We start from the raw sequence: 12859 nt of genomic DNA, 5'->3' as shown, positions 1-12859 counted from the left end.
ATTTTCAAGGTAAATAAATTTCTATGTATGAACCCTATCCCGTCCCAGATATTGCACGTGAACATAAAAAGTTCCGCTACAGCAGTTTGTGGGAGTTTGCAAAACAAGACTTACGCCTGTTGGCTTTTTTACTGATTATTGGCGGATTTATTGGGTTAGGGATCGGTTATTTTTGGATTTGTATTTCCATCGGTTTTGCCGTCTTTTTTGCATTTCAATTGCGTTCTTTGTATTTGGTCAATGAATGGATTTCTAATCGCCCTTACGATTCTCCACCTAATCTCGAAGGCATTTGGGGAGCGCTACTGTTTAATGTCTATCGTGCACAACGCCAGGAACGAGTTGTTCAAGCTGAAATGGTCGGCTTGATTGATCGTGCACAATCTTCCTTGGTGGCTTTGGCAGAAGCAGTGGTTTTAACAGATGAACTTCATCAAATCGAATGGTGGAACCCTGCTGCGGAAAAACTGTTGGGCATTCAACCCTTAGACCGTGGGCGCAATATTTTAACCATTATCCGCCAACCGAGTTTTATCGAATATTTTAATAATATTGATCAATCACCTGATGGTATAAAAATAAAGTCATCCGTGTTTGAAGAACATTATGTGCAAATCAAGCTGACTCGCTTTGGCAGTGAGAGTCGTTTGTTAGTCGCTTATGATGTAACCCGCGTACACAATCTTGAGCAGATGCGTAAAGACTTTGTGGATAACATTTCGCACGAGCTTCGTACACCCTTAACTGTTCTCAGCGGCTATATTGAAACTTTTACTGACCAAGAAGATCTAAATCCTCGTTGGAAACGCGCCTTTGAACAGATGCAATCTCAAACGCGACGCATGAATGCTTTGGTGAATGATTTACTGCTACTTTCTCGGCTGGAAGGCAATAAACAGGTCGCTAAAAACCAAATTATCGATATGCCCAATTTAATGAATCAACTTTTTGATGATGCACAAGCCTATAACGTTGATTATGGACACACTTTAAATTTGGATATCGACAGCCATTGTGATCTGATTGGTTCAGATGCAGAACTTGCCAGTGCTTTCAGTAACTTAATTACCAATGCAATCAAATATACTCCTAAAGGGGGAACTGTGACGATTGGTTGGCATGATGACACTGAACATGGTTATTTTACTGTTGAAGACACGGGCATTGGGATTGATCCCAAGCATATCCCGCGTTTAACTGAACGTTTTTATCGCGTAGACAGTGCGAGAAGTCGACAAACGGGTGGAACAGGTCTAGGTTTAGCAATCGTAAAGCATGTTTTAATGCAACATAATGCTTATCTTGAAATTGATTCTAAAGAAAACCAAGGTTCAGTTTTTAGAGTGGTGTTCCCTAAAGAGCGCCTTGATTTTGCTGGTTAATTCTTGATTAATTTAAATGAAATTATTTTTAGATTGTGAGTTTAATGGTTTTGGTGGTGAACTGATTTCATTGGCATTGGTCGATGAACAGCATCAATCATTTTATGAGGTTCTAGAATGCCCAAATCCTGTACCATGAGTAAAAGATCATGTGATACCACGGTTAAACCAGCCACCCATTCAATTCAAAAAATTTCAAAGTCGTTTGCAGATTTTTTTGTTTCAATATGAACAGATCGAAATCATCGCAGATTGGCCAGAAGATTTTGCCTTGTTTATGCGGAGTTTAGTACTCTCAGCAGGAAAGTGTATACGAACGCCTTCACTGTCCATGCGACTCTGGATGCCAGATCCAATCGAAACACATGTACCCTCTAAAAACCCACACAATGCTTTAGCAGATGCACAGGCTTTAAAACAGTCTTATTTAAAAGCACATGGTCTTTGATTTATCCTAAAAATTAAAACAAGTTTTTATCTCAGTGAACCTGAGTTCAACATCACGATATTTTTCATTTATTCAAAAACAAGGATCTTGGCTGAGTTTTCACTCAATTTCAGGATCAGCCTTCGACTCGATTAAATTTTGTCTCGGCATGAGCAGTGAAGCTCCGCCAGAGCAGCCATCTTGCGCAGCGATACGCTGTTTACCCTAAAACTTTCAGTCACCCGCAATCCATTCAATACGCGGCAGAAACAATACCTTATAAAATACGTCCTGCCTCAAACAGCTTCGGATAACGTTTCCAAGTATCATATTTCATCAGCATTTTTATATGGCACGCCAATTGTAAATAAAATAACTGTGCTTTGAGGTCTGCGATTTTTTTCTAAATCGCTATCGCGAGCGGGCATGGATGTCACCATGTTGAGTGAAGATATATACGCAAAACCATGATGCTGTTGGTGAATCCAACTTATTTTTGAGATTTGATATTACATCGTTTGCTTTAAATATAAATGTAATACAAACCTGTAATGTTTTAGAGGAGTTGTATTCTCTACACGTAAAAATACAACCCACAATGAATCAAGAAATTATAGTGTGTGCCCTAGAGCCTCACCCATCACAACAGCGGAATTGGCTTTAAATTGTGCATCCCAATTCATTTTATCTTGCTCAAACAATACTATTGCAGTTGAGCCTAGATAAAAACGTCCGAGCTCTGCACCTTTTTCCAACACCAACTCATGATGGTTCAATTCTAAACGTCCAGTTGGCTTCACTTTGCCTGTTGCCACAGTTTCAATGCCCGCGACGATCATCGCACCCACCAGAACTACAGCCATACGCCCCAATTCAGTATCAAACAGACACACCATACGCTCGTTGCGTGCAAACAAGCCTGGAATATTTTCAGCAGTGGTTTGGTTGACTGAAAATAATTCACCTGGAATATATAAAGTTTCCGTCAGGGTTCCTGCAAATGGCATATGCACACGATGATAATCACGTGGCGATAGATAAACCGTTGCAAATTCTCCATGAACAAAAGGTGCAGCCAATTTTGGGTCACCAATCAACTGCTCTACAGTAAAATGCTGACCTTTGGCTTGAAAGATATCTCCATTTTTAATTTTTCCTAATTGTGAAATCGCACCATCTGCAGGAGAAACAATACTACTCGGATCTGTATCAATTTCTCGTACACCCTGTTTCAGGGCACGAGTAAAAAAATCATTAAACGATTTATATTTCAACGCATCCGTTTGCTCAGCAATCGAAAGATCAATCCCGTACTGAGCTTTAAAAGCTTGAATCGCTAAGTTTTTAACGACTGGGTTTTCACTGGCTGCAACTTTGCCGACAACACGGCTGAGTTGTTGTTGTGGAACAACTTTTTGAGCTTGAATAAAAATTTGTTTTTTTAAGGTTGATGTAAGACTCACGCAGGTGATTCTCCAGTAATAATTGGACTATCGAGGCGATTGCCCCACTCACTCCACGCACCATCATAGGCTTGGATATTCCAATCCAGTAACCGACCTAAAATATAAGCCAAGCCTGAACGATGATGTGATTGACAGTACACCACCACAGGTTGATCAAATTGAAAGCCCAATTGTTCTAGACGTTGTTGCGTGCGCTCTAGAGGATGCAATTTTAAATGATTTTGGCGGTTAATTGCAGTACTCCACTCAAAATGTTGTGCATTTGGAATGTGACCGCCGCGTCTAGCTGCCAAACGTTGCCCAGTATATTCTTCAGATGTTCGACAATCCCAGACTTGAATGCTTTGTTGCTGAACCTTTTCCAATAATTTCGCATATTCAATGCGATGTTGCTCAAGATGATTTAAATTGACCGGAACCAATGTTTTAACTGGTTCAAATGTTTCAATTTCTGATGAAGTCGGGAAACCTTCTGCCAACCACGCATGAATACCGCCATTTAATAAACTGGTATTGTAAAAGCCAAGGCAATGCAAATTCCAAATCAAACGTCCAGCCCAAGCTCCACCTTCATCATCATAAACCACAACATGATGCTCAGGCGAAATATTTAAATATTCGACCAGCGCATTCAGACCGTCTTCATCAGGCAGCAGCCCTGAAGCTTGTTCTTCCTGTCTCACCAACAATTGTGGCTTTACATGTAAGGCATGGGGAATATGTAGTTGTTCATAGACAGAACTACGACTCAAATCGACAATACGAATTTTATCGTGCCCTAAAAAAGGCACGAGTTGTTCAGCTTCGATGAGTAATCCCAAATTAAAGGCAGGTGTAGTCATACGTTTTTCTATTTTAAGACCCTGAATAGTCATGATCTTAGCACAGTGTTTTTTCCCAATAAGCTGATTTTTCACATTCTTTTAGCAAAAAATCAGATATCATTTTTCTCTGCATCGACAACTTCTGGTATTTCAAAGACCTGTCGCAGATACGCCAGAAATGTATCATTATCCGTCATGGTTTTTCCTGGACTATCAGAAATTTTCGCGACAGACTGACCATTACACTCCACCAATTTTAAAACAATATTCAGTGGCGTTTGCCCCATATCATTGGTCAAATTGGTTCCTATACCAAAACTCACTTGGAAACGATCTTTGAAATATTGATATAAAGCCCATGCCCGCTCTATATCTAAACCATCACTAAAAGTCAGCATTTTGGCGCGGGTATCAATTTTTAATTTACGATAGTGATGATATGCCTTATCGCCCCATTCAAAAGGGTCACCACTGTCATGGCGTAAACCATCAAACAGTTTGGCAAAATACAGATCGAAATCCCGCAGGAATGCATCCATACCAACAACATCGGTCAAGGCAATGCCTAAATCTCCACGATATTCTTGTACCCAAGTTTCCAAAGCCGCTTTTTGAAAGTCTCTTAGACGCACATCTAAAGCTTGGAAAGCTTGCAAAAATTCATGGGCCATTGTTCCAATTGGATAAATATTTAACTCTTTTGCCAACAGAACATTACTGGTTCCTCTAAAAACATGAGGTACTGCTTCATGAAACGTTTGAATCACGTGTCTTTGCCAATCCAAACTATAACGGCGACGGGTACCAAAATCAGACACCAAGAATGGGGGCTTATCCGCCTGTTGCTGCTGTTCAAATTTCTTTAATAACTCAACTTTGGCTTGTAGACGTCGTTCACCCTCAGCATACACCCCCTCATTGCGAATACGGCTAAAATAAAGCTCGTTCACGATCGCAAGAACAAAGATTTCAAACATCATCGCTTGAACCATTGGACCTTCTACCCAAATATCCAAACGACCTTCTTCATCTATACCGGCTTTGATAAAACGCCGTTTCAGTTGGAATAATTCTAGATAATCAACAAAATCACTTTTGATAAAACGCATGCTGCGTAAATATTGTAATTCGTCTTCTTTAAACTTTAATAAGCAAAGATGATCCAATTGCTCATTCAAATCCTCCAAAATATCCGTTAACGGATAAACGGTATCATCCAGATTACGGCAGCGGAAATGGTAGACACTGTGGGTTTGAGGAAATTTATGAAGTACCACTTGCAACATGGTAAATTTATATAAATCGGTATCCAGCAAAGATTGAATGATTGGCGCCATATCTGTTTGTAATTTCGCTATGCTTTTTTTATTAAAGCATATTTTTGAAGGGCGTAACGTAATCATTTGATTGTGAATTGCTATATTTGCAATTCAACAGCACTTAAACCTCTAAGATCATTATCTTTCCCCGATCAGAAAATGCTGAATAATTAAGCAAAAGATTTGCTTATTCAAATATTTATAAAATTTTATAAGTGGTGCATTTTAGACAATCTTGATGATCTATTACTGTTAGAATAGCTCTATCATATTTTAGTCTTATTGTTCCTATGCGTGCATTATTACAACGAGTGTTAGAAGCCAAAGTCGTGGTTGATGGTGAAGTCACTGGAGAAATCCAAAAAGGGATTTTGGTTTTTTTAGGTTTAGGTAAAGAAGATAACTTTGAAAAGGGTCAAAAACTGATTGATAAGATTTTAAAATATCGCTTTTTTGATGATGAGCAAGGAAAAATGGGCTGGAATGTCAGCCAAGCCGATGGTGGAATTCTACTGGTTTCACAGTTTACCTTAATGGCACAAACACAAAAAGGCTTGCGTCCTGACTTTGGACCAGCAATGCCACCTAATGAAGCCAAAGCATTGTATGAACAATTGGTTGCATATGCGCAATCACAATTTGCAAATGTACAAACAGGAATCTTTGCAGCAGATATGAAAGTTTATTTGATCAATGATGGACCTGTGACCTTCAACCTAGAGGTTGAATAAGCTCACATACACAACACAAACTCACTTTTTAAAATATAAAAAAGCCCGAGTGGGCTTTTTTAATGCTTGAAAACCAATTATCGACCTGTTTTTTCCTTTAAGAACTGACGTGCCAATTTGATTTTTTCTTTGACAGATTTTGGTACTTTCGGCGGGATTAACTTGGCAACTTGGTTAAACCACACCAGCAAACTAAAATCACCTTCCATTTTAATCGTGCCGTTTTGCATACCCGTCATAAATGCAGTTGGATCACCTTTGACCAAAGTTTTCACACCTTGATCACTGTCAGCAAACTGTAAAACGAAATCCGCTTTTTGTTCGGCACCTGAAACTGTATCAATTTGACCGTTATTGACAATAATTTGGCGAGCCACGCCTAAGTCTGTACCAATCTGGATACGGAACTGACGATCATGGGTCAATTCAATAAATTTTGGGCTGGTACGCGCCAATTGTTTCATACGAAGCGCTAAACCCAATACAAGTAAATCCAATGGATCTGTACTTGCATCAACGATTGGTAACTTCACAACTGGAATTGCAGAAAGTTTCATGACATTTAAGCCTGTTGTTTTTTAAATTAGATCCGAATTTGCTCATCCTAGCATAACTTGTCATTTCTTAGACATGGCTTTGAGAACAAAGTATAAACTGAAAAAAGGTATACCATTTTGATATACCTTAAAATGTCTAAATTGATTTTTTTCGTGTAATTAAAGTCACTATTGTTATCTTGGTTTGCATATTGTCATTCTGTTCACTCAATACTTATTCATCTTCATAGACTGGGGTGTGCTCAATATATTGACGATTTGCCAGTGCTTTTTGAGCACGGCTATCTTCACGCAATAACAACGCAATCAATGCAGACATGGCGAGCATAATTGCCGTTAAATAACTATATGCCACCGAAAGATCGAAAATATTCTGTACGCTGTAACGCATTGCTTCTAGGGTGCCCCAGAAGATCATACCCGCAAACATAAACCCTAACCAATGACGATAAGGGGAAAAGAAAACAGTAGCCAACGCTGCAGCAATTAGAGCGAATCCAATCAATGTTGCAAATGTCGCTGATACCATAACAACCTCCGTCAAAATGATGTCTCTCATAAACCGTCTAAGTGGTGTTTCACAACAAGTTCAAGCTTTATAATTTTTCTTTAACCATCTTATAGAAGCTTATGCCTTGCATTATGTATGGTTTTTATAAGAAGGAAAGTGCTGTTTTTCTGCTAAACGACACACTTTGTCGCAACATTCATTTGTCATTACATTTTTTAAGAATCATGTTTTTCTCACAATCTAATTGCCATCAATCATGCAGTGTCATTACAAAAAAATACATGTTGCATTTCTGTAGAAATAAAAAAATTTAAGTTTTAAATCGAATCTTTTTATCAAAATGTATTATTTAGGTTTGATGACAGCAAAGTGATTCATTTTCAAACAAAAATAGCGACATCATGTCGCTATTTTTCATTTTCTGCACTCTCAGTAAAAGCGTTTAAGCACGGCTAAGATCTTTATCATGCACACCCAAGAGATAAAGTACACCGTCTAAGCCCACACTTGAAATGGCCTGATTGGCGTTTTGACGAACCAAAGGTTTGGCACGGAATGCCACGCCTAAACCAGCAATAGAAAGCATCGGTAAGTCATTTGCGCCATCACCCACAGCAATCGCCTGCTCTGGCGAAATTCCCATTTTTTCAGCCAATTCAGTCAATAGATAGGCTTTGCGCGCACCATCCACAATATGCCCTTTTACTTCGCCTGTGACTTGACCATTTTCTACATCAAGAATATTGGCATGAACTTCATCAATACCTAATTTCTCTTGTAGATATTCTGCGAAATATTGAAAACCACCCGATAAGATTGCGGTTTTATAGCCCAAAGATTTCAGGGTAGAAATTAAACGCTCTGCCCCTTCGGTAATGGTTAATCGTGCGGCAATTTGAGGTAAAACATCAGCATCCAAGCCTTTCAACAAGGCCACACGTGCACGGAAGCTTTGCTGAAAATCCAATTCACCCTGCATCGCAAGTTCTGTGATTTCAGCAACCTTATCCCCCACACCCGCTTCTTTAGCCAACTCATCAATCACTTCTTGTTCAATTAAAGTCGAGTCCATATCAAAGCAGACTAAACGGCGATTGCGTCGGTAAGCATTGTCTTCCTGCACAGCCACATCAATGTTCAGTTCAGCCGAAAGACGCAAACATGCTGCACGCATCGCTTGCGCATCCAGCATTTGCCCACTCAAGCCAAATTGAACACATGAACGTTTGAGTACATCTTGATGTCCTCCGCGCTCAGGACGACCAGACAAACGCGTCACTGTTTCAATATTAAACCCCTGACTTGAAACAATATTTGTTACAGCTTGTAAGTGTGCAGCGGTTAATTCTGGTGCCAATGCCGTCACAATATAGCGGGTACGTCCACCTTCACTCACCCATTGGTCATATTCTGTACCTGAAATTGGTTTAAAACGAACGGTTAGCCCAATATCATGTGCTAAAATAAGAATGTCTTTCATTGCTAAAGCTGTTGCAGTCTGGTCGTTTGACGACACTACAATACCTAAAGTCAATTGATTGTGGATGACCGCCTGCCCTACATCTAATATTTGCAAAGAATGTACGGACAACACTTGCATTAATCGAGTAAACTGATTGGGTTGGTCAGGTCCTAAAAATGAAATAAGAATGATTTCTCGCATGAATTGACTCGGGTCTGAGCTACAACAATTGGAAGAATCATAATCGAAATCGAAATTTTTTGCTTTGGAAGTTTACGTTGAATGCGCCAAGACAAGGGCTATTTGCTAGCCTACTTATTGTAAGTTTTGCATTTCATACCTTTTTATTGGTAGTTGCAACAACACATCAGTTAAATGAAAACCGTGCCAGTCAAGGGCAACTGATGACCAGCCAACTGGTCACAGACAGTCTGTCCGAGCTTGAACCTGCAAATACAGTTTCATTGGCACTGTTGGCAAATCGTTATGCGACCAATCCGAGCGTTGCTTCGATTCGAATACTTGATGCTAAAAAACAGGTTCTTGCAACCAGCGGCATGGCAAAAACTCGCCAAGGTGAAGTGTTTGTTCGAGATGCATTGCAGAACGAGAAAAAAGTCGGAACGATTGAAATCACTTTAATCAAACCAAGTATTGGTGAGATTTTACGGACACAATGGCTGGCGATTCTCGTTTCACTTTTGATCCATGCTTTCCTTTGGTTGGCCTATCGCGCAATTGCACGACCGACACGGAGTGAATATCTGGCAAGAATCAATAATGAAGCACGCCTGAAGCATGAAATTCAACAATTAACTGAGGCGCTGGAGGCTGAAAAAGCCAATCGCACCTTAGCAATTGCGCAAGCACAACAACAGGCACAAAACAAAATCAAACCTGAGCCTAAAGTTGCAGTCACGTCTACTGTCGATGATGATCAAGAAATTCTTGCACTGAATATTCAGTATTATGATCCAAAACAATTGATGAATACCGTTAATCAGTCTGTATCTGTCCCTTATTTCAACTTATGTCAGATTTTCCTGAATAAAAGTATTGAACTTTGTGCTCAACATTTCAAACTCAATTCTAAAGATTTCGTCATTCATCAAGCTTTTAATCAACATGGTGCGATCTTGAGCGTTGATGCTGAAAAGCCCAATGCGGCACAATCCATCTTGATGATAGGTTCAGTGTTCCAATTACTTTCAGAGGTTCTGTATAAACGTTATCGTGAAGACAAACGCTTCGTTTTACAGACACGCTGTGCCGTGACAACTTCTGTAGAAGCAATGCAGTTGGATGCGAAACATGCAGCAGAACGCTTGGTGAATCATTTAATTGCCAAAGAAATGGCACTGTACTTAAGCAATGATCAACTCAAACATATTGGCGATTGCTATCAATTGGTTGCCTTGCCAAATCCGACCAACGTACTGACACGCCATGCCTTTATGATTAATGGAATGAATAATGAGTGTGCCGAGCTTGCACAAAATATTCGTACAGAAATTCTAAAAGGAAAAAAACAAAGCGTCAGTTCTGAACCTGTGTCAGATTTATAATTCAAATCACCATAAGGGCGTTCTACTCATAAAGGTAGAGCGCTTTTTTCATTTTTATCCGCTTAAATACTCGGGTGTGTTGGCAATTCGCCTATGTTTGCGACTGGGCGTGTTTTTTAATAGATACTAGGCACAAAATATGAAACTTGAAAATATTCTCGCTGTCTCCTTCATTTCATGCCTTGCCTGCTCAATTTTAACCTGCAACGCAAGCTATTTATAAAATATCGATAGATCCTCATAAGCTCATCTTATTTTTTTCTAAATAAGCGTTTAATGTTTGTTCAAAATCCGCATAAATCAATTTTCCTTCTCTTTTCATACCCCTACAAGCTTGTGTATAACTATCAGCTGTAAAGGAAGATGATAAGCATAGGCAAAATACGTAAAAACGCGTTAGACTATGTGCCGAATGAATCCAATGAAAATGTCACACGACAGAACAAAAAGGTGAAGGTTGATGCCGCTCAATACCGTTGAAGAGCTTGTAGCAGATATCCGTGCAGGGAAAATGGTTATCCTGATGGATGACGAAGATCGTGAAAATGAAGGCGATTTGGTGATTGCTGCAACACATGTACGTCCTGAAGACATCAACTTTATGATCACCCATGCACGCGGTCTAGTGTGCTTGACCTTGAGCCGTGATCGCTGTAAGCAACTCGATTTACCATTGATGGTCGATCAAAATGGTGCTCAACACGGTACCAACTTTACGCTTTCAATTGAAGCAGCTGATGGAATTACCACAGGTATTTCTGCTGCGGAACGTGCACATACCATTCAAACGGCTGTAGCAGCACATGCCAAACCTTCTGATATTGTACAGCCGGGTCATATTTTCCCGTTAATGGCACAACCAGGTGGCGTACTTCACCGTGCTGGACATACCGAAGCAGGTTGTGACCTGTCTCGTTTAGCGGGCTTAGAACCGGCTTCAGTGATCTGCGAAATCATCAACGAAGACGGCACAATGGCACGTCGACCAGACCTTGAGGTGTTTGCTGAAAAGCATGGTTTAAAAATTGGCACCATTGCCGATCTCATCCATTACCGTATGACCAATGAGCAAACGGTTGAACGTTTGGATCAGCAAAGCATTGATACCGAATACGGAACATTTGATCTGTATCGCTATCGTGAAATTGGCAACCCGGATATTCATTTGGCTTTGGTGAAAGGTGAGCCTAAAGAAGGTGTAACCACTGTACGTGTACACGGTTTTAATCCTGCGCGCGACTTACTCAAACTCAATAAAAAAGATGGTGAGCCTGCGTGGAATCTGGATAAAGCACTGAAAACGATTGCGTATAGCGAACGTGGTGTGTTGGTCTGGATTGGGCAACGCCATTTATCTGATTTAGGTCCAGCTCTAGAAGCATTGGGCAAACCAAAGCCGACCAAATCGAATGCCGCACTTTCTCAGCAATATCAAACGATTGGTGTAGGTGCTCAGATTTTACGTGATTTAGGCGTAGAAAAAATGAAGTTGTTAAGTTCACCGCTTCGCTTTAATGCATTGTCAGGATTTCATCTGGAAGTGGTTGAGTATATGACGGCTGATGCAAAAGCTGATTCATAATTTTTAAATCGACGGCTTGGATCTATGTTGTCGTATTAAAAACAGCGTATGATCCAAGAAGTCTGTAAAATAACTTATCTGTTAAATTATCGAGGTTGCCATGGCGATTCGCCGAATTGAAGGTTTATTACATCTCGCGAGCGAAGACCGTTACGCGATTTTAGTTGGTCGTTTTAACAGCTTTGTTGTTGAACATTTATTAGAAGGTGCAATTGATACATTGCATCGCCATGGTGTAAGCGACGATAATATCACTGTCGTTCATGCACCTGGTGCATGGGAACTGCCTGTTGTCGCTAAAAAATTGGCGGCTTCTGGTAAGTTTGATGCAGTGATCGCACTTGGCGCAGTGATTCGTGGAAGTACACCACATTTCGACTTCGTTGCAGGTGAATGTGCCAAAGGTTTAGGTGTAGTTGGTTTAGATACTGGTTTACCTGTAATCAATGGTGTATTGACTACGGATAGTATTGAGCAGGCGATTGAACGCTCTGGTACAAAAGCAGGTAATAAAGGTGGTGAAGCTGCCCTTACTGCAATTGAAATGGTTAACCTGTTAAAGGCAATTTAAAGCATGTCGCAAACACTCCAAGCTACTTATGCAGCAAAACGTAAAGCACGTCGCTTTGCTGTACAAGGGATTTATGAATGGCAAATGAGCCACAACCCAGTGCATGAAATCGAAGCACGCACACGTGCTGAAAATGCAATGCATAAAGTGGATCTGAGCTATTATCATGAGTTGCTCACTACCGTGATTGCCAATCATGAAGCATTGGATGCTTTACTAATTCCAGTTCTAGATCGTGAAATTGATGCTTTGGATGGTGTAGAACTTGCTACATTACGTTTGGGCGCATATGAACTCAAAGATCATCTTGAAATTCCATATCGCGTGGTACTGGATGAAGCCATTGAATTGGCAAAACACTTTGGTGGTGCTGACAGTCACAAATACATCAATGGTGTATTAGACCGTTTAGCGACAAGCCTGCGTGAAGCAGAAAAGCAACAACCTAAATAAGTTGTTTTT

12 protein-coding genes and 1 pseudogene are annotated in these 12859 nt (G+C 40.2%); 7 read left to right on the top strand and 6 right to left on the bottom strand.

Translation table 11 applies throughout. The features are described from left to right. The first annotated feature begins 23 nt into the window (after positions 1-23). Together phoR and IMO47_RS19935 are read left to right on the top strand one after the other, a co-directional pair. Positions 24-1382 (top strand): phosphate regulon sensor histidine kinase PhoR, encoded by a 1359-nt coding sequence (gene phoR / locus IMO47_RS11770; RefSeq protein ID WP_196075158.1) that lies wholly within the window; start codon positions 24-26, stop codon positions 1380-1382. A gap of 16 nt (positions 1383-1398) precedes the next feature. Next, positions 1399-1830 (top strand): annotated as a pseudogene (locus IMO47_RS19935) (hypothetical protein). 590 nt (positions 1831-2420) lie between these two features. On the opposite strand, the gene asd reads toward IMO47_RS19935, so the two are convergent. From asd to pncB, 3 genes are all read right to left on the bottom strand, one after another. After that, on the bottom strand, positions 2421-3272 hold the full coding sequence (asd, locus tag IMO47_RS11760; RefSeq protein WP_196075157.1) for an archaetidylserine decarboxylase: 852 nt from the start codon (positions 3270-3272) through the stop codon (positions 2421-2423). After that, positions 3269-4117: a rhodanese-like domain-containing protein gene (locus IMO47_RS11755; RefSeq protein ID WP_196075168.1), complete on the bottom strand. Its 849-nt coding sequence runs from the start codon at positions 4115-4117 to the stop codon at positions 3269-3271. The genes asd and IMO47_RS11755 overlap by 4 nt, the downstream gene beginning before the upstream one ends. A gap of 92 nt (positions 4118-4209) precedes the next feature. Further along, the gene (gene pncB / locus IMO47_RS11750; protein ID WP_196075156.1) at positions 4210-5436 is read right to left on the bottom strand and encodes a nicotinate phosphoribosyltransferase; all 1227 of its coding nucleotides are present in this window, start codon (positions 5434-5436) and stop codon (positions 4210-4212) included. Between the two features lie 272 nt (positions 5437-5708). Between pncB and dtd the strand changes: the two genes are divergently transcribed. Beyond that, positions 5709-6149 (top strand): D-aminoacyl-tRNA deacylase, encoded by a 441-nt coding sequence (gene dtd / locus IMO47_RS11745; protein ID WP_196075155.1) that lies wholly within the window; start codon positions 5709-5711, stop codon positions 6147-6149. 77 nt (positions 6150-6226) lie between these two features. On the opposite strand, the gene IMO47_RS11740 is transcribed toward dtd, so the two are convergent. The 3 genes from IMO47_RS11740 to serB all read right to left on the bottom strand — a co-directional run bounded on the left by IMO47_RS11740 (position 6227) and on the right by serB (position 8880). After that, complete coding sequence (locus IMO47_RS11740; protein WP_196075154.1) at positions 6227-6706, bottom strand: SCP2 sterol-binding domain-containing protein; 480 nt, start codon at positions 6704-6706, stop codon at positions 6227-6229. A 214-nt stretch (positions 6707-6920) separates the two neighbouring features. After that, positions 6921-7235 (bottom strand): ciprofloxacin tolerance protein AciT, encoded by a 315-nt coding sequence (gene aciT, locus IMO47_RS11735; protein WP_004825944.1) that lies wholly within the window; start codon positions 7233-7235, stop codon positions 6921-6923. A gap of 424 nt (positions 7236-7659) precedes the next feature. Next, positions 7660-8880, bottom strand: a complete 1221-nt coding sequence (gene serB / locus IMO47_RS11730) for a phosphoserine phosphatase SerB (protein ID WP_196075153.1) — start codon at positions 8878-8880, stop codon at positions 7660-7662. 59 nt (positions 8881-8939) lie between these two features. Between serB and IMO47_RS11725 the strand changes: the two genes are divergently transcribed. From IMO47_RS11725 to nusB, 4 genes are all read left to right on the top strand, one after another. Then, positions 8940-10244, top strand: coding sequence for a hypothetical protein (locus IMO47_RS11725; protein WP_196075152.1), 1305 nt, complete (start codon positions 8940-8942; stop codon positions 10242-10244). Between the two features lie 460 nt (positions 10245-10704). Beyond that, positions 10705-11826: a bifunctional 3,4-dihydroxy-2-butanone-4-phosphate synthase/GTP cyclohydrolase II gene (gene ribBA, locus IMO47_RS11720; protein ID WP_196075151.1), complete on the top strand. Its 1122-nt coding sequence runs from the start codon at positions 10705-10707 to the stop codon at positions 11824-11826. Positions 11827-11926: 100 nt separating this feature from the next. Then, positions 11927-12397, top strand: coding sequence for a 6,7-dimethyl-8-ribityllumazine synthase (ribE, locus tag IMO47_RS11715; protein ID WP_004718750.1), 471 nt, complete (start codon positions 11927-11929; stop codon positions 12395-12397). 3 nt (positions 12398-12400) lie between these two features. Then, a complete protein-coding gene (nusB, locus tag IMO47_RS11710; protein ID WP_196075150.1) occupies positions 12401-12850 on the top strand; it encodes a transcription antitermination factor NusB in 450 nt (149 codons plus the stop codon). The last annotated feature ends 9 nt before the right edge of the window (positions 12851-12859 follow it).

It is taken from the genome of Acinetobacter sp. Res13-Abat-PEC15-P4-01 (genome assembly GCF_015676285.1).
GTDB classification, from domain to species: domain Bacteria; phylum Pseudomonadota; class Gammaproteobacteria; order Pseudomonadales; family Moraxellaceae; genus Acinetobacter; species Acinetobacter nematophilus.
The sequence above is the reverse complement of the archived record's forward strand: the minus strand, read 5'-3'. Positions and strand labels throughout refer to the sequence as shown.